Raw genomic sequence first — 18,774 nt, forward strand, 5'->3', positions numbered from 1 at the left:
TGAATTGACCCATGGCAAGCAAGGCGGGAATTTCCTCCCGCGTCTTGTTGCCCAATCCGCTAGTCTTGCTGAATTCTGGAACGGAGCCGCCCATGTTCGAATCTGCCGAAATTGGTCACGCCATCGACAAAGACACCTATGAAGCCGAAGTGCCGGCGCTGCGCGAAGCCTTGCTGGAGGTACAGTACGAGCTGCAACAGCAAAAGCGCTTCCCGGTGATTATCCTGATCAACGGCATCGAAGGCGCCGGCAAGGGCGAAACCGTCAAGCTGCTGAATGAATGGATGGACCCGCGCCTGATCGAGGTGCGCACCTTCGACCAGCAGACCGACGAAGAACTGGCCCGCCCACCCGCCTGGCGCTACTGGCGCCAACTGCCCGCCAAGGGCCGCATGGGGATTTTTTTCGGTAACTGGTACAGCCAGATGCTGCAAAGCCGGGTTCATGGGCAGATCAAGGACGCACGCCTGGACCAGGCGATCGCCGGGGCCGAGCGCCTGGAGAAAATGCTCTGCGACGAAGGCGCGCTGATCTTCAAGTTCTGGTTCCACCTTTCCAAAAAGCAAATGAAGGCGCGGCTCAAGGCCCTGGCCGACGACCCGTTGCACAGCTGGCGCATCAGCCCGCTGGACTGGCAGCAGTCGCAGACCTACGACAAGTTTGTGCATTTTGGTGAGCGCATCCTGCGGCGCACCAGCCGCGACTACGCGCCGTGGCATGTGATCGAAGGGGTGGACGCGCATTACCGGAGCCTCACGGTGGGCAAGATCCTGCTCGAGGGCCTGCAAAATGCCCTGAAGCTGCCCAAGGGCAAGGCCAGCGGCATGAACCCGGCGCCCTTGCCATCGGCGGTGGACCAGATGAGCCTGCTCAACAGCCTCGACATGACCCTGAGCCTGGACAAGGATGACTACGAAGAACAGTTGATCACCGAACAGGCACGCTTCTCCGGCCTGATGCGCGACAAACGCATGCGCAAGCACGCGCTGGTGACGGTATTCGAAGGCAATGACGCAGCGGGCAAGGGGGGGCTATCCGCCGGGTGGCAGCAGCGCTGGACCCGCGCCAGTATCACATCGTGCCGATTGCCGCGCCCACCGAGGATGAACGTGCCCAGCCTTACCTGTGGCGGTTCTGGCAGAAAATCCCGGCACGCGGCAAGTTCACCGTGTTCGACCGCTCGTGGTACGGCCGCGTGCTGGTGGAGCGCATCGAAGGCTTCTGCACCACGGCCGACTGGATGCGCGCCTATGGCGAGATCAATGACTTTGAAGAGCAACTGCGTGACGCGGGCGTGATCGTGGTCAAGTTCTGGCTGGCGATCGACAAACAGACCCAGCTGGAACGCTTCCAGGCCCGTGAGGAGATCCCCTTCAAGCGCTTCAAGATCACCGAAGACGACTGGCGCAACCGCGAAAAATGGGACGACTACCGCGCCGCCGTGGGCGATATGGTCGACCGCACCAGCACCGAAGTCTCACCCTGGACCCTGGTGGAAGCCAATGACAAGCGCTGGGCGCGGGTCAAGGTATTGCGCACCATCAACCTGGCGCTGGAAGAAGCGTTCGCCAAGTCCGACAAGCACGACAAGAAGAAAAACAAATAGCGCTGAGCGCCTGTGGCGAGCGGGCTTATTGTGGCGAGCGGGCTTGCCCGCGTTGGGCTGCGAAGCAGCCCTGAAACCTGCCGGCGAGTGATCACTGGAAAAATCAGATACTGGATCAGCGCCGCGTCGCGCCCCAACGCGGGCAAGCCCGCTCGCCACAAAGGCCATGTTTTTGTATACGCCGGGTGAATGATCGTCGCGGTTGCGCAGGGCTGGCTCTATTCTCGAGCCAACAACCACAAGCTCGAGGTAGCCCATGCGTGAAGTAGTGATCGTCGACAGCGTGCGAACCGGCCTGGCCAAATCCTTTCGCGGCAAGTTCAACCAGACCCGCCCCGATGACATGGCGGCCCATTGCGTCAATGCACTGCTGACCCGTAACGGCATTGACCCGGCCACGGTGGAAGATTGCATCGTCGGTGCCGGCTCCAATGAAGGCGCGCAGGGCTACAACATCGGGCGCAACGTGGCGGTGCTCTCGCAACTGGGCACCGCCACGGCAGGCATGACCCTCAACCGTTTCTGCTCCTCAGGCTTGCAGGCGATTGCGATTGCGGCCAACCAGATCGCCTCGGGCTGCAGCGACATCATCGTCGCCGGTGGCGTGGAGTCCATCAGCCTGACCATGAAAAGCGTCAACACCGACAACCTGATCAACCCGCTGCTTAAAGAACAGGTACCGGGCATCTATTTCCCCATGGGCCAGACCGCCGAAATCGTCGCTCGCCGCTACAACGTCAGCCGCGAAGAGCAGGACCTGTACGCCCTGCAAAGCCAGCAGCGTACGGCCAAGGCTCAGGCCGATGGTCTGTTCGACGACGAAATCGTGCCGATGGCGGTCAAGTACAAGGTCGAGGACAAGCACACCGGCGCGGTGCAGATCCTTGAGGGCGTAGTGGACCGCGATGACTGCAACCGCCCCGACACCACGCTGGCGAGCCTTGCCGGGTTGAAGCCGGTATTCGCCGAAGATGGTTCGGTGACGGCGGGCAACTCGTCGCAGCTGTCCGACGGTGCTTCGATGACCTTGGTGATGAGCCTGGAAAAAGCCCTGGAATTGGGGCTCAAGCCCAAGGCGTTTTTCCGTGGCTTCACCGTGGCCGGTTGCGAGCCGGACGAGATGGGCATCGGCCCGGTGTTCTCGGTGCCCAAGCTGCTCAAGGCGCGGGGCTTGCAGGTGGCGGATATTGACCTGTGGGAACTCAACGAGGCGTTCGCCTCCCAGTGCCTGTATGCGCGTAATCGCTTGGAAATCGACAACGCCAGGTACAACGTCAACGGCGGTTCGATTTCCATCGGCCACCCGTTCGGCATGACCGGCTCGCGGCAGGTGGGGCATCTGGTGCGGGAGTTGCAGCGGCGCAATCTGCGGTATGGCATCGTCACCATGTGTGTCGGCGGGGGCATGGGCGCCACCGGTCTGTTCGAAGCCGTGCGCTAGTTATCACTGAAGAAACCGGGTCAACAATGTGGGAGCGGGCTTGCTCGCGAAAGCTGAGTGTCAGTCAACACATGCATGGCTGACCCGCCGCTTTCGCGAGCAAGCCCGCTCCCACAGTTGAATTGCGGCATAGCCCAATCCGTTCGCTTGACCCTAGAATGCTGCCTCCACTTCCTCAGGCATTCGGGGCACTCATGCACATCTCTTCCGGCCGCTGGGTCTATGGCTTTGTCTTGACCCTGCTGGCCGCGTTTCTGTGGGGCATTCTTCCGGTCAAACTCAAACAGGTACTGCAGGTGATGGACCCGGTGACCGTTACCTGGTTTCGCCTGACGGTGGCCGGCAGTTGCCTGTTCGTTTACCTGGCCGCCACCCGACGTCTGCCCAGCCTTAAAGTGCTCGGACCCAAGGGCGCCTGGTTGGTGGCGATGGCCGTGTGCGGGCTGGTGGGCAACTACGTGTTGTACCTGGTGGGCCTGAAACTGCTGAGCCCCGGCACCGCACAGCTGGTGGTGCAGATGGGGCCGATCTTCCTGATGATCGCCAGCGTGTTGGTGTTCAAGGAGCGTTTCAGCCTGGGGCAGGGCGTGGGCCTGGTGGTGTTGATTATCGGCTTCGGGCTGTTTTTCAATCAGCGCCTGACGGAGCTGCTGACCTCGCTCGGCACCTACACCGCCGGTGTGCTCACGGTTTTGCTCGCCACCACTATCTGGGTGTTCTACGCCCTGGGCCAGAAACAGTTGCTGACGGTGTGGAATTCGCTGCAGGTGATGATGGTGATCTACCTGTCGTGCGCCATGTTGCTCACGCCCTGGGCGCATCCGCTGGAGGCCCTGCAACTGAGCCCGCTGCAAGGCTGGCTGCTGCTGGGGTGCTGCATGAATACGCTGGTGGCCTATGGTGCGTTTGCCGAAGCCCTGGCGCATTGGGAGGCGTCGCGGGTCAGCGCGACCCTGGCGCTCACACCGTTGGTGACGTTTGTGGCCGTCGCGTTGGCGGCGTGGCTGTGGCCGGACTATGTGCAGGCCGAAGAGATCAACGCCCTCGGGTATTTCGGGGCGTTGGTGGTGGTGCTGGGGTCGGCGGCCGTGGCGCTGGCGCCCTCGCTGCTCGCCGGGCTCAAGGCCCGGCGGCTACGCATGGCGTCTTAATGGCCAGCTTCGAGCATGTTTTCCGGGCGCACCCACTGGTCGAACTCGGCGTCGGTGAGGTAGCCCAGGTCCAGCGCGGCCTGGCGTAGCGTCAGCCCTTCGGCGTAAGCCTTTTTGGCGATCTGCGCCGACTTGTCGTAGCCGATATGTGGGTTGAGCGCCGTCACCAGCATCAGCCCGCGCTCCAGGTGCTCGGCCATTTGCTCGGCATCCGGCTCAAGGCCTGCAATGCAGTGCTCCTGGAAGTTGTTGCAGCCGTCGGCCAGCAGGCGGATCGACTCCAGCAGGTTGTGGATGATCACCGGCTTATACACATTCAACTGCAAATGCCCCTGGCTTGCGGCAATGCCGATGGTCACGTCATTGCCCAATACCTGGCAGGCCAGCATCGACAAGGCTTCGCATTGGGTCGGGTTGACCTTGCCCGGCATGATGGAGCTGCCCGGCTCGTTGGCCGGCAACTTCACTTCCGCCAGCCCGGCGCGGGGGCCCGAGCCCAGCAGGCGCAGGTCGTTGGCGATTTTCATCAGCGCCACCGCCAGAGTTTTCAGCGCGCCGTGCAGGGTCACCAGCGGCTCATGGCCGGAGAGTGCGGCGAATTTATTCGGCGCTGTCACAAACGGCAAGCCCGACAGCGCCGCCAGCTCGGACGCAATTGCCTCGCCAAAACCATGCGGCGAGTTGAGCCCGGTGCCGACGGCGGTGCCGCCCTGGGCCAGCTCGCACACGGCGGGCAGGGCGCTGCGAATCGCGCGTTCGGCGTAATCGAGTTGGGCGATAAACGCCGAAAGCTCCTGGCCGAAGGTGATCGGCGTGGCATCCATCATGTGGGTGCGGCCGGTCTTCACCAGTTTCATGTGCCGTGCCGACAGTTCCGCCAGGCCGCCGGACAGGGTGGTGATCGCCGGCAGCAGCTGTTTGTTCACGGCCTGCACCGCCGCAATGCTCATGGCCGTGGGGAAGCAGTCGTTGGAACTCTGGGAGCGGTTGACGTGATCGTTCGGGTGCACCGGGCTCTTGCCACCGCGGGCCTTGCCCGACAGCTCGTTGGCGCGGCCGGCGATCACTTCGTTGGCGTTCATGTTGCTCTGGGTACCGCTGCCGGTCTGCCAGACCACAAGGGGGAACTGGTCGTCATGCGTACCGGCCAGTACTTCGTCGGCGGCTTGTTCGATCAGGCGGGCGATGTCGGCGGGCAAGTCGCCGTTGCGGTCGTTGACCCGGGCGGCGGCCTTTTTGATCAGGGCCAGGGCATGCAGTACCGCAAGGGGCATGCGCTGTTCGCCAATGGCGAAATTCACCAGCGAACGTTGGGTCTGGGCGCCCCAGTAAGCGTCATCCGGGACATGTACGTCTCCCAGGCTGTCGGTTTCGATACGGCTCATCGGGCACACTCCTTCAGGTTCGTTTGCGCAGTTTAGGCCCTGATGGACCTTGGGGGTTCCCTAAAAGACTTTTCATCGGGCAATCCTGGCGTTACAAGGCCTGGGGTTGAGCCATAAGGTTTTTTAGGCGCAGAATGGGCGCCCTTGGGGTCTTACCTCGCCTGCTAGAAAAGGAAACTCGATGACTCGTCTTCGTGCCATCTGTACCGCGGTTGCTCTGGTTTGCGCCAGCGGCCAGGTTTTTGCCGATACCGCCAGCCACAACGCCAGTGCCGAAGCCTTCCTTACCCTGGCCCATGCCGACAAGCTGGGTACCCCGGTGTACATGCAAGTGCAGCAAATGTTCGCCCAGCGTTTCGAACAGACCAAGGCGCCTGCCGCCAAGCAGTCCGTGCTGGACAGCTACCAGGCCAAGGCCAACGCCGCCCTGGACCAGGCTATCGGCTGGCCGAAGCTGAAGCCGGACATGGTCAAGCTCTACACCAGCAACTTCAGCGAATCCGAGCTCAAGGACCTGGTTGCGTTCTACCAGTCGCCACTGGGCAAGAAAGTCCTGGAAAAAATGCCGCAACTGACCCAGCAATCGGCCCAGATGACCCAGGCCAAGCTGGAAAGCGCCGTGCCGGTGGTGAACAAGCTGTTGGAAGACATGACCAACGAGCTGACACCCAAAGCCGCCGCACCGGCCAAGAAGAAGTAAGCAGGAATGACCATGCAACAGCGTATTGAAACGGCGCTCGGCGCCCTGAGCCCGGACCATTTGAGCGTGCTGGATGAAAGCCATATGCACAGCCGTGGGTTGCAGACCCACTTCAAGGCCGTGCTGGTCAGCCAGCAGTTCGAGGGGCTTAACCGCGTCAAGCGCCACCAGAAGGTCTACGCCACCCTGGGTGACCTGATGAGCGAATTTCATGCGCTGGCGCTGCACACCTACACCCCGCAAGAGTGGCAGCAGATCGGCGCGGCACCTGCTTCGCCGACGTGTGCGGGCGGGCATTGACCACAATGCCCGGGCTTCAGCCGGCAGGTGCCGGTTGAGGCTGCTTGCATAACCCGATACCCCATTTCTCCCTGACGTGATCCCTAGGCTTTGCTGACTATTCAGTCACCAGGGTCATGTGATCATGTCTGCTGCACTCCATCGAAACACCCCCACTCTTGTGGCGTTCGACCCGCGCGGGTTGACGGTACGCACTGTCGCCTACCACCGCGCCAGCGCCCAGGTTGAACCCCAGGCACGTGTCACACGCCAAGTGTATGGCGCCAGCGGCTTGCTGCGTCAGCAATGGGACCCGCGCCTGTATGCCCTGAACACTCCGGCTACGGCCTCTGAAAGCCTGGTGCACAGCCTGTCCGGGGCCACGCTGCAGCGCGACAGCGTGGATGCCGGCCGACGCCTGATGTTGATGAACGAGACCGGGCAGTTGCTGCTGGCCTGGGACAGCCGGAGCGCTTGCCAACGCTATGAATACGACACCTCGCAACGGCCGGTCGCGGTGTTTGAACAGGCGGCCGACGAACCGCGTGAACGTTGTGTCGAGCGCTTGGACTATGCTGGCCCTTCGCCCGAAGCGGCGGCGCTGAACCGTTGCGGCCGGCTGATTCGGCATGCCGACCCGGCGGGCACCGTGCTGTTCGATGAGTACGCCATACACCTGCGCGAACTCAAGCAAACCCGGCGTTTTCGCCCCGACACCACCCCGGTGGATTGGCCGGCGACGGTGCCAGCCCAGGATGCGTTGCTGGAAAAGGCCTCCTATACCACTGTTCGCCGCTACGACGCGCTGGGCGCATTGCTTGAACATACCGACGCCAAGGGCAATCGCCAGCATCGGGCCTATGGGCTGCACGGTCGGCTCAAGGAGGTCGCAGTCACCCCCAGGAACGGCGCACGCACGCTGTTGTTGCATCAGCGCAAGTACAATGCCAACGGGCAGGTGGAGTACGAATGGCTGGGCACCAGGCTGATCAGGAACGCGCGTTATGTGCCGCAAAACGGGCGTTTATTGCAAATCCAGACATACCGCCAGGGTGAAGCCGCCAAGCCATTGCAAGACCTGGTGTACGACTACGACCCGGTCGGCAATATCGTCAGCCTCAGCGACCAGGCCCAGCCCACCCAGTGGCACAGCAATGCGCGCATTGAGGCGGTCAGTCGCTACGAGTACGACAGCCTGTACCAACTCACCCTTGCTACCGGGCGCGAACATGCTGCGAGCACGTCGGGCCAGGCGCCACCGCCGCAGCTGATGTTCGGTGCGACGGACGCTGGGCTGTGGCGCAATTACACCCAGCGTTACACCTACGACGAAGGTGGCAACCTCACGCACCTGCGTCATTCACCGGGCACCGGCACCGGTTACAGCCGGCAGATGACGGCTGCGGTTCACAGCAACCGCGCCGTGTCCGGTACCGCGCTGCCAGCAGCCGAGGACTTTGATGGCAATGGCAACCAGCGTGCCCTTGGCAGCGGCCAGCAGATGGCCTGGAACGTGCGCAACCAGTTGACCCACGTGACCCAGGTGGCGCACGAGGCAGACACCGAGGCTTACCTCTACGATGCCCACGGCACGCGTGCGCTCAAGGTCAGGCGCAACGGTATGCACTTGCAACGTACCTATTATCTGCCGGGTCTGCAGATGCACTGGCGGCGTGGCCAGCGCTTCAACCTGCTGGATATTGACCTGGAGGGCAGCCGGGTCACGGTGCTGCAATGGGAGCAGGGACGCCCTGACGGCATGGACGCCGAGCAGATCCAGTTCAACCTGCTCGACCACCTCAAGAGCAGCGCGTTGGTGGTCGATGACCAGGCGCGGCTATTGAGCCAGGAAGGCTATTACCCCTACGGCGCCACAGCCTGGTGCGCCAACCGGTCGGCGCTCCAGGGCGACTACAAGTGCTACCGCTATGCGGGCAAAGAGCGCGACGCCACCGGCCTGTATTACTACGGTGCGCGTTATTACGCGCCCTGGTTGATGCGCTGGATCAGCCCGGACCCGGGTGGCGATGTAGGCGGGTTGAATCTGTATGCGATGGTGCACGGTAACCCCATACGTTTCACCGATGCCGGGGGCGGGCAGACGACCTTTGGTGAGCAGTTCCAACCCAGCCGGGGGGACATGATTTTTGGCCTGGGCGAGGTGGTGGCGGGCTACCGGAGTTTCTGGTCAAAACTGAGCGCGCGGGGCGATGTCCTGGCGGCGTACTTTTCTGGTGCCGACGTGGCGAACTGGAGCGCCGGGCTAGGGGTCGTCGCACATGCATTCAAAAGTTATCAAAAGCTGGCGCCGGACATCTTCAAGGACCTGATCACGCCCGACCCAAGCGGAACCGAAGAGGTTTACGTCCGGCTGAAACGCGAGCTGGTCCAGAAGACTTCAGCAGTAGAACAGCACTTCTATCAAAGTATGGTGGCGCGTTATTCCGGTTGTTTGTCTACGAGTACCAACCAGCAGTTCGTCAGGCGTTTTGCTGGGGATCTGGTGCAAAACAAGTACTCACTCACCGACACTACGCGGGCGTTCATTGACAAAGGGCTGAACGAGATTCAAAAAAAGGTGATCAGCCGCAGCAGTAAATCGGCATTGGCTACGCTGATTGGCTCCCAGAGCGCGATGGTGCATTTCGCCCTTGATGAGCTGGACATCAATAGCGTGATTCGCAAGACCAAACGCTCGGTCACCGGTTCCGAACTGCGCTGGCTTTACCGGCACCGTGCGCAATTGGCGGGCCGGGTGGTGTTTTATCAAGGCCAGCGGCGCGTGGATGCCCCTTGGGACACCCAGGCAGCGACGTGGAAGAGTTACCGGCCGCGCAGTACGCAAGGGACTGCGCGGCGTTGATCATAATCCCCGACCGGCGCCGGGTTCAGCCTGCGCCGGTGGTTTCCTCCCATGTGTCGTTTTCATCCTGGCTGACCCCGTACCAACCATTATGGCTTACGCGTTTTATCGCGCCGCTGGCCGTCAGCGTGCGCACCGCACGCCCCAGCGCGTCATGAAACTGCCGGTCGTTGTCGGCCAGGTCGCGCAACGACACATCGCTGATGTAGCGGTGTGCGCTAGCGAAGTAAGGCCGATAAACACGCGTTATCGCGCTCTGGTGGTTGTATTCGACGCGCTCTTCGACGCACCAGCGCGGGTTAGCCTTTACCGATTGAATGGCCCCTCGTTCGACACTCAAACTGCCATTGCCCAGGACCTGCCAGGCATCGCCCGGCTCGGTGTTGTGCATGCGTTGCAAGGGTCGGCCAAAGCCATCCCAAAAGGTCAGGCTCAGCCGCACCGACTGTTCCGGGTCATCGGGGTAACGATCAGCCAGCAGCGTCAGGCGATGGACCGGTTCGCGATGGGCCTGGGCAACCAGAGCGGCGAGCTGCCGGGTAGAGGCATCGGCCCCTGGCGGGATTTTTTCAGGCGCAACCGGGCAGTCTCGCGGATATGCCCGCCGGGTAGCAGGTAACCCCGGGTCACCCACTCAGCCTGGCTATCCGCTGTTGCGATTGTGCCCATCCAACTGAACGGCGCGTAGAGGTGCGCGCTGGCGGCCTGGCCGAGGGTTTGGCGGGGGGCGTTGATGGCCTGTTCGACAGACGTTCCGAGCAGCTGTCGGGCATCCGGCAACGGGCCGAAGCCTGTGTTTTGCCCTGACTCCCGGCCCTGGTAGCGACTGGAGAGCAGCCGCCCGAAGCCGTCGTACAGGGCTTGTTGCACGCTGCCATTGGGGTCGGTCAGGCTAATGGGCAGCAGCAGGCGATAGTCCGGCAGGGTTGTGCTGATGCAGCCATCGGGGTGTTTGACCGCGATGATGTGGCAGCCATAGGGGTCATAGGTCAATGTGGTGTCGCCCAGACCTTGGGTCAGGCGCCAGCTGCGCAGTTGGTAAAAGCCGCTGCCATCCAGATAGCGGGGCCACTGCCGGCGCACGGACCAGAGTGTCGGCTCGGCCACGTTGGCGGAGAAAAACACCGTCATGGGGCGATAGCCGATCTGCTGCAATTGGGCCGTGAGCTGCCAGGGCGCCTGGCCGGGCATCTGGGGTATCTGCCGGTAGGTTTCGATGGCTTCAGCGTTCAGTTCGGCGCTCTCCAGGTAGTCGCTCAAGGCCTGCAACGTGGCCTTGCCCGCTTCCAGGGTTTTGCCGGCAGGGCCCGGCTCGCGGTAATACTGGATCGACAGCCCGCTGAGCGCGCGTGGCGCTTGCGGCCCCATAGGCCCTGAGCGCTTGTCGATAAACTGTTCATAGGCAATGGTCGTGACACTCAACTCGGTTTTCGGCACGACCCAGGCGTTGTCGCGTTGGCGACAAGGCAGGCCCAGGCGCCATTGCGCGTCCTGCGTCAGGTGGGTCCACTGCGCCAGGGTTTCGTTCAGGTAGTGGGTGTGCTGCGCCGGGTCATGGCTGTCGCGCCACCACTGTTGTTGATAGGGATCGACCAGTGCAGCCGGCGGGGCATCGCTGGCGGCCTTGCGGCGTGCCAGGTGCAAGGTGACGCTATGGACCAGGCGGCCAAACCCATCCCAGCGCAGGTTGAGTTGATGGGTGGCCACGGGGTCGTCGGGCACCTGTTCATACCGGTAGTCGATGGTTTCCACCGGCACTACCAGCATGCGTGCCCAGGGCTGTGAGTCGGACGCGGCGACCAGCTGGCGTACCAGGTAGCGATGTTGCTGCACGGAAAACGGCACGCCTTGCGCCGTGTCGCCGGCGAAAACTTCGTGGCGCAACAACGCGCCTTTGAGCGCGTAGGCCGCATCCCGCAGAGTTTGCGGGCTGGGGGCGGGCAGCGGCACATCGGCGTGGTCGGTGGGCTGCGGTTGTGCGGGGGCGTGGTGTCGGCACATCAGGGTTTTACCCAGGCGGGGTGCCTCTGGGTCATGCAGGCTGTAGCCCTCGGTTGGCATATCGAGTGCCTGGCCGGTATGAAACCAGCGTTTGCTCAAGGTGCCAGCACTGTCAGCTGCGTCGCCGGGCGCGCGCTCGGTCTCGCTCTGAAGGATCAGGCCGAAGCCCTGGAACGCGCGTTCGGTGGCGTTGTAATACGCCTGCCGGTAGCTGAAATGCCGGGTCAGGGTGCTGTTGTTTATCTCGTCGTGGCGAGTCTGGTGGCACACCAGCGGGATGGCCAGCGGCGACTGGCTGATGGCGGGCCTGCCTTGGGCCCGCCGCTGTTTTTTCTCATCCAGCCACTCCTGGGCGCTGCTGCGGTAGCGCACTTTTGACTGGGTTCCGAGGTTGTTGGTGGTGTAGATGAGCAGGCTGGGCCGCTCGTCGAAAAAGTCGTAGCGCCAATGGCGGGGGTGCTCGTACAGGACGCTGACGATCAGGCTGGGGCAGCCCAGGCCGTTCAGGTCAGCCAGGCTGATCTGGCAGAGTGCGTCATGCCGCACGCCGTCCGGCCAGGCCAGCACTTGGGGCGTGGGGTCGAAGCGGTTGCCGGCGAGGTTGCGCAATACCTGCAACTCCCCCGGCATCAGGTACAGCAGGTCGGCGCCGCCAATGCCGTCCAGGTCTGCCAGGCGTATGTGGGTGGCGTCGAATGTGGCTGGGTTGAAGGGCAGGTCAGCCATCACGAAACCTTTGCCGAATCGGCCTCGTCCCAGGTTGGGCCAGCACATGAGCTGGTTATGGCGGATGCGCACCAGATGTTGCTGGCCACTGCCAAGCACATCACTGAAACCGACCCATTCATGGGGTGAGTGGGACAGGGTCGGCAGCGTGTCGTCGGCGGGTGTATGGGGGATATCGACACCGGGGGCGAACCCGGCCTGCTGGCGGTTGGCATACAAGCGCACGCTACGCGGCCCTACCAGCGCCAGGTCGTTGAAACCGCCACCCATCAGGTCGCCAAAGACCGCGTCGGGGTGGAAGTACTCCATGGGGAGCGCGTCGAACGGGACGAACCCGGACCATTTCAACTGCGTGCTCAAGCTGAAAAAACCAATGAGGCCTGGTCGGCCAACCACCCAGTCAATGCGCCCATTACCGGTTACATCGGCCAGTTGCTGGTGCATCTGATGGGCGCTGTCGGCCATGGGGACGGCGGGGATTTCCTGGGCCGCTGCGTAGCTCACCTCATCTGCGGTGCCGGGTTCAGCGCGCTGCGGTTCCCGGTAGTACCAGGCCTTGTCGGAGCGATAAAGCAGCCCCGGCAGCCCTTCGCCATAGAGGTCGACCACGTGATAACGCTGGCCGTCGTTCAGGCCGGGGAAGTCGACCAGGCGTTGAAATCGCGCGGGCTCAAGCTTCAGGCTGGCATTTTGATAAAGGCATTCCTGAGGGGGCAGGCTGCTGATCGTGCCCTGGGCGTCGATGGCTTGTTCGTGGATGGCGTGCAGCAGGTTCAGGCCGTTGCGTGCGCGGTGGTGTTCCAGCACCACACGCCTGACCAGCACCGGCGAGTTGCCCATCTGCGGCTCGCCGGGAAAGTGGTGGAACAACAACACCTGTCGACACAGGCGCAAGGTGCGTCGTTCAAAGCCGTCGGCGAAGCTGGAAAACGCGTCCTCGCGCAGGGGCCAGGGGGTTTGCGTGGCGTAGGGTGGCACCTGGTCGAGGGCCGTGGTGCGTTGCCCATAATCGAACAGCAACTGGAAGTGCCAGCCTTTGGCTAAGGCATCATCGGTGTCCAGCAGGTACAGGCGCTCCTCGGTCCTGGCGCTGAAATGCCCGTAGCAGACCTTAATCAGGTAGCGTTGGGCGCGGCAGTCCCGTGGGTAGCGGGCCGTCTCGGTTTCCGGTTCGTAGTGATAGTAAATGTGCTCGCCACGGGCACTCAGGCTCTCCTGCAACAGCCACTGCGCGATGTGGTGTGGCTGGTCCGGGTCGGCGATCCGCGCGGCGCTGGTTTTGCCATACAGGTGCTGGCTGCCGTCGGCCGCATGAACCCGCCAGAACCCGCTGGGGTCGGTTGCTGATTGCCAGCGCTCCAGCCGATCGAAATCACGTTCGACCCTGGGCTGGTAGCGTGTCACGGAGTAGTCCGTGCCTGGCGCCAAGCGAGCAGGTCCGTCGGGTAACAGCAACTGCCCATCCGGGCCAATAAAGCGGTCGTCGGCGGTATAGGCCGGTACGCCATGGGAGGTGCGTCGGCTGATCGTGTCTACAGGCACCGTCCAGCCCTGGCCGAAGGGGCTGTTGCCGGCGGCGCTGTGATACACCAACGTCATGGCGGGGGTGAAACCGCGTGCGGGCGAGACGGGCAGGGGGAACTCCAGCGCGGCACCGCCGTTGAAGCCGACATCGCCCCAATCCTTGCCGCTGCCTTGAATCGACGTGCCGTCCTCTGGCAGCGCGGGGGCATTGATCGGCGAGTTGTCCTGGGCGCGGTTCATTGACGGCCACCGCTGGCCGCTGCGGCCCTGGCGGTGTAGCGCACATGGATAACGATATCGTTGATCGATTCGAGCAAAGCTTTTTGCCGGGCCGGTTCGGGGAACGCCAGGTTCCAATCGGAAATCGCACCGGTGTACTCGAAGGGCAGGTAGCGGTCATTACCCTCGAACATCAGTGTGAACAGGCCATTGTCATCCAGGCCGGTGGAGAGGGCGATTTGCTGGTTTGCCCGGATGTCCTTGGGTGCCGCGCCGGTGGGCAGTTCGATCTGGTTGCTGGTCTGGGTCAGAATTGCCCTCACGTCTTCATAGGGGCCGAGTGTCGCCGGCAGAGACAGGCTGATGCTTTTGATGCGCCGGAGCACCTGGCCGGGGTAGTCCTGGTCGAACAGGGCTTTGGTCAGCTTGAAGCTGAGCGTGCCTTTTTCGACCAGGTTTTTTTTATGCCGGGCCCACGGGTCTGGCTGATCTGTCGCATTGGGGGGCCCAGGCTTGTGACCTCACAGTCGCTGAGGCGATGACGCAGGGACAGCGTCTTGACGATCTCCAGGTCGCGCACCTGATGGTGCAGGTAGTCCCTGTTCATACTGAGCAGCGACAGCTTCAATGCCTCGCCTGCCAGGTAGCCGCGATAACTGTTGTTCCAGGCGCCGGGGTTGATAAACGTGCGCTCGAAATCGGCCATCTCATAGCGCCAGCTGGCTTCGGCCGCTTGGCACAGGGACAGGCACAGGTCATAGGCCTGGTAAAAAAACTGGCCGAGCTGCGCATTGACCCAATCATAGAGGCGCGCCTTGGAAAAGCGCTTGGTCAGCAACTGGTAGCTGGCCCATGCCTGCGCCAGGGACGTCTGCGCCAGGCGCAATTGCAGGCGGGTCGCTTGCTCCTGTTCGGCGTAGGCCTGTTTCTGCACGTCGATCTGCGCCAATTCGAAGTGCGCCTGGTCCCGGGCATATACCCACTCTTGCGCCCGCCGGTTGAATTGCTCGGTGCGATCCAGGTCGGCGGCGCTGCTGCGCAAGGCGGTCGCGGCGCCTTGGGCCAAGGCTTGGGTGGCATGGAAGGGGCCTTCCCAGCGCGAGCCGCCTACTGACATTCCGACAATATTCGGCGCCAGCATCGCAACCCCTGCCGCGGCGCCAGCCACGGCGGCCGCCGCCTCGAAGCCTGCGCTGCGCAGGTAAAGCAGGCCCGCCTGGGCTTCTGCGCTGCTGACTCCTTCGGCCAGTTGGCGTTCGTAGTAGTGGGCCCGGCCTTCGATGATCTGGCGGCCGGCATCGAGTGTTTCGCGGTTCTTTTCGTCAATGCGCAATGCCTGCTGCTGTTGGCTCACAATGACGCTGGCCAGGTCCCAGGCTTGCTGTTGTTGTAGCTCCAGGAGTTCAGCCTGTTCCTTGCGCTCATTGAGGCTGAGCATCGTGTTGCCGAATTGAATCAGCGTATCGGTGGCGTCTTTGGCGTGGCTGAGCATCACCTGGAACCGATAGTTGCTCAGTGGTGCAGGCGGCAACTTACCGAAGCCATCCTGGTCCAGCGCGCCTTTGCCTTGGCTGGCCAGCAGCCGGTGGGGCGACAACGGGGGCGCGTAGAGCGGCAGACGCAGCGGTTTGCCGCTGATGTCCAGGTTGTATCGCAAGTTGTGCAGACGGCTTTCCAGCTTGTCCCAGCGCGCGACAACGTCCGGGTTGAAGGGTAGGCAGAGGTCGTCGGTGTCGGTCAGAAACGGCAGCGAATTACCATTGATCGGGCGATTTTCATTGATGTACTCGGCTTGCCGCTCAAGCTGTCGCAGGGCTTTGGATTGGCTCTTTGCGAGCTTTTCCAGGGTGATGCTCGCCCAGGGTTCCACGCGTGTGATCGTCGGCCGTGACTCCAGCAGTTGATGGGCGCGGGTGTACCAGAGCTTGGCTTGCGTCAGGCTGTCGGCGGTGAGTTGCCGGTAAGCGGCGTCGCCGCGATTGAGCAGGATATCGAGGTAGAACTGGTAGACCGCTTTACGAAAGTGCACCGGGGCCGCCAGTGCCGACTGATGCGGGTCACTGTCGACTTCGCCATTGCCACGGGTGTCCCGGGTCAGTTCGCTGAACCCCCAATAGGCCGGGCGATCACTGTTGGCGGTGGCATTGCGGCCGGGGTCGAAGACATATTTGAGCCACGCCTGGGCCTCTACATACTGTTGTTCTTGATTCAGGCGATGGGCAATCAGCCAGGGCACGTAGAGGAATAACTCCCAGAAGTACTTGCCGTTGGCTCCGTTGAAGTCGATATCATCGGCGGCTTCACTGGCGATCAGCGGCGGCTCTTTCCATTGTTTGGGGCTCAAGGCGTACAACTGTTCAAGACCGATACTGGCAGCCTCTACCAGCTTGCCGGCGAAGCAGGTATTCAGGCGAATGGCCACGGGGGCGGCGCCGACCAGCGTGCTGGCGGAGAAGTCGATGAATTCTGCAGTGCCCAGCGCCTTTGACGCCAGCCGGGTGATGGTCGGTGCACGTTGCTGGATAAGTGCCGTTCCCCGGCTTTTGGCCGCCACTTTCAGGGTGATCGCCTTGAGCGCATAGCCCAGGATCTTCGTGCCGTTTGTGCTGGTCTCGAGGGTCAACACGCCGTGGATCAGGGTGATGATGGATTCCGCCGGCTCATCCGGTACCGGAATATGCGCCGTGACGCTGTGCGTTGCTGGCAACTCTGGGCTCGACCCGGCCAGGCTGTCGTGGGCGGTGTTCTGAAAGTTGAGAATACGGTTGGAGTTGGCGTCAATGGTGTCGGTGAGTGGGTAATCGGCGAAGTTGGCACTCATGATGATGTGCTTGTAGGCACGCAGGTTGGCCGTGCTCACTTTGGTGTTTTCCAGCTTGAGGGTGTTTTGCAGGTGCAACTGCGCCAGTGTGCTACCTGCGTTGTTGCCCTGAGGCGCGGTGTAGGTACCGTAGCGAGTGAGGGATACCTGCATTGGGATCTGTGCCTGGGTGTAGAGGTGCACAAAGGCCAATTTATCGACGAACTTCCCTTTTAGAGAGAGGGTGCTGGTAGGCGTTGCTTGTGCGAGGGGGGTAATCAATAACTTGTTTTTATCGTGTACAAAGTTTGGGAACTCTTCGTGCGTCAGCGTGTTTCTGAAATACAACGCGTAAAAATCATTTACAAGTTCGCTTTCGGTGCCGGTGATACTTGAGCCTTCACTCAGTTCAAGCTGCATGGCATTTGGATCATCCAGCGAGTCTTCGGTTTTCAGCGTGACAGTCACACCTTCCTTTTTCAAGGTGACCTGATAGGTTTGGCGGAACTTCTTGTTGAGCTGGGAGTTGATAATCAGCTTGTTGGTGTTTGAGTCGAATGTCGGCGAGCCCTTGATCACGTCATCGATATCTGCTTGCTTTTCTTCAAAGTTCCAGAACTTGTTTTTCTCTGAAAACGGCGTTTGCTGGTGCAGGATTGTGACGGTGCGCTGGGTATAAGGCGCAATCTTGAACTGCAGGTTGTTGGGGTTTCTGTAACCAAAATACGTAAAGTATTGTCGCGCATTGGCAGGCAGCAATTCACTGTAATAACCGTTGTTATTATTCGCCTCGCCGGTGATGACGCTCTGTACTTTTTCGCGTTGACTAACGTCGAAGACTTCCAATAAACGGCTGATGTCTTCGGACAGTTTGCTTCCAGGTAATACCTTGTACCGCTCGGGGCTGCCACCGTCGGCGACCGTGGTGATGTTGAAATGCTGGTCGAGATGGATCGCCTGGAAAAACTTGCCGGTGAAATGGCCCTGCTGTTTCGGATCGGTGCGCACAGGGGCGTGTACTCCCAGGAACAAAGTGTTCGGCGTATCGGCATCGGCAATTGCGATGGTTTGGGTGACGGCTTTCAGAAAGGTCGCGGTCGAGGCGTTGACTTCTTCAGTGGCGCAGTATTGGTTGATACATGCCTTGGGGGCGCTCCAGCTGTCGTCGTATTTTTTATAAGAAAAGTTAAGACGAAACTTGACGTAGTGGCTGGCGAACCATTCGATCAGAACGTCTTTTTCGTCGTCCTTGGTTTCTGCCGTCGCAACGTTGCGCACGGGTTCGGGTTTGACGCATTCGGCCCAGATCAGATACAGGCGGTTATTCATGAACACCGGGCGAATGCTCTGCTCGGCCGTGTCGTCGGAGAGGGTCAGATTGATTTTCTTCCAATCCGACCAGGCCCGTGCCGAGGGCTTTTTGGCGTCGCTGGACGAGCGTTTGGACAGGTCCATGGACCGCCAGTAATAGGCCTTCTCCGACGTGGATTTGCCGACGAAGTAATAAGTGCTGGTGTGCAACTCAGAGGCATTGCCATCAATGTAGCCGTTGAGGGTGCGGATATTGGCCATTTCCTCAAAGCGACCCAGGTAGCTTTGCACGGCGGTGAGTACGGTATCGGCGTGCAGGCGGTATTGGCTCAGGTCGTTTTCCAGGTGCTGAAAACTGTCGGTCTTGTCGCGGCGCAGCGTAGGGTCCAGGTAATTGGCCGGGTGATAGCACAACTGCTGGCTGGCGCTCCAGAGCGGGTAGGCGTGCAGCTGTTCGCGCCACATCTGGTCCTGCTTTGGGCTCATGCCCTGTGTTTCATAACCGGGCTCCAGGCCCAGCTGGATGCGCGTGATGTACTGCTGCAGGCTGGCAATTGCGCAGGCCACAGGGCTGGTGGGCACTGCCTGGCTGACTTGCACATCGAGCAGCCAATACTCGTAGAGGTCATCGGCGTTGTTGATTTTGCCGGCTTGCGCGGGGGGTATTTTGTGGGCCAGGTAGTAAGCCAGCATGGCATCACGCAGGCTTTCATTGAGACGTTGATTGAGCGAGTGAGACATGATCAGTCCTTGAACAGGTCGTGGGAA

At 61.6% G+C, this 18,774-nt stretch carries 10 protein-coding genes and 1 pseudogene; 6 read left to right on the forward strand and 5 right to left on the reverse strand.

The features are described from left to right. The first annotated feature begins 92 nt into the window (after positions 1-92). The 3 genes and pseudogenes from pap to LRS56_04475 all read left to right on the forward strand — a co-directional run bounded on the left by pap (position 93) and on the right by LRS56_04475 (position 4,198). Positions 93-1,606 (forward strand): annotated as a pseudogene (gene pap, locus LRS56_04465) (polyphosphate:AMP phosphotransferase). Between the two features lie 256 nt (positions 1,607-1,862). Next, on the forward strand, positions 1,863-3,047 hold the full coding sequence (locus tag LRS56_04470) for a thiolase family protein (protein ID WDU63795.1): 1,185 nt from the start codon (positions 1,863-1,865) through the stop codon (positions 3,045-3,047). Positions 3,048-3,241: 194 nt separating this feature from the next. Then, the gene (locus LRS56_04475; protein ID WDU63796.1) at positions 3,242-4,198 is read left to right on the forward strand and encodes a DMT family transporter; all 957 of its coding nucleotides are present in this window, start codon (positions 3,242-3,244) and stop codon (positions 4,196-4,198) included. On the opposite strand, the gene LRS56_04480 is transcribed toward LRS56_04475, so the two are convergent. Next, positions 4,195-5,583: a class II fumarate hydratase gene (locus LRS56_04480; protein ID WDU63797.1), complete on the reverse strand. Its 1,389-nt coding sequence runs from the start codon at positions 5,581-5,583 to the stop codon at positions 4,195-4,197. The two genes, LRS56_04475 and LRS56_04480, sit on opposite strands and share 4 nt — an antisense overlap. A gap of 181 nt (positions 5,584-5,764) precedes the next feature. Here LRS56_04480 and LRS56_04485 point away from each other — a divergent pair, with 181 nt between their 5' ends. From LRS56_04485 to LRS56_04495, 3 genes are all read left to right on the forward strand, one after another. Beyond that, positions 5,765-6,283 carry a DUF2059 domain-containing protein gene (locus LRS56_04485; GenBank protein WDU63798.1) on the forward strand — a complete coding sequence of 173 codons (519 nt, stop codon included), beginning with the start codon at positions 5,765-5,767 and terminating at the stop codon, positions 6,281-6,283. A 6-nt stretch (positions 6,284-6,289) separates the two neighbouring features. Beyond that, a complete protein-coding gene (locus LRS56_04490; GenBank protein WDU63799.1) occupies positions 6,290-6,583 on the forward strand; it encodes a BolA family transcriptional regulator in 294 nt (97 codons plus the stop codon). A 124-nt stretch (positions 6,584-6,707) separates the two neighbouring features. Beyond that, positions 6,708-9,425, forward strand: a complete 2,718-nt coding sequence (locus LRS56_04495) for a sugar-binding protein (protein ID WDU63800.1) — start codon at positions 6,708-6,710, stop codon at positions 9,423-9,425. A gap of 25 nt (positions 9,426-9,450) precedes the next feature. On the opposite strand, the gene LRS56_04500 is transcribed toward LRS56_04495, so the two are convergent. The 4 genes from LRS56_04500 to LRS56_04515 are packed head-to-tail and all read right to left on the reverse strand — an operon-like array spanning position 9,451 to position 18,747. Further along, the gene (locus LRS56_04500) at positions 9,451-9,867 is read right to left on the reverse strand and encodes a hypothetical protein (protein ID WDU63801.1); all 417 of its coding nucleotides are present in this window, start codon (positions 9,865-9,867) and stop codon (positions 9,451-9,453) included. Positions 9,868-9,908: 41 nt separating this feature from the next. After that, positions 9,909-13,916 carry a toxin gene (locus LRS56_04505; protein ID WDU63802.1) on the reverse strand — a complete coding sequence of 1,336 codons (4,008 nt, stop codon included), beginning with the start codon at positions 13,914-13,916 and terminating at the stop codon, positions 9,909-9,911. Further along, positions 13,913-14,308 (reverse strand): hypothetical protein, encoded by a 396-nt coding sequence (locus tag LRS56_04510; GenBank protein WDU65690.1) that lies wholly within the window; start codon positions 14,306-14,308, stop codon positions 13,913-13,915. Before LRS56_04510 ends, LRS56_04505 begins: the two co-directional genes overlap by 4 nt. A gap of 8 nt (positions 14,309-14,316) precedes the next feature. Continuing rightward, on the reverse strand, positions 14,317-18,747 hold the full coding sequence (locus LRS56_04515; protein ID WDU63803.1) for a neuraminidase-like domain-containing protein: 4,431 nt from the start codon (positions 18,745-18,747) through the stop codon (positions 14,317-14,319). Positions 18,748-18,774 lie beyond the last annotated feature (27 nt).

It is taken from the genome of Pseudomonas poae, assembly GCA_028869255.1.
Taxonomy (GTDB): domain Bacteria; phylum Pseudomonadota; class Gammaproteobacteria; order Pseudomonadales; family Pseudomonadaceae; genus Aquipseudomonas; species Aquipseudomonas poae_C.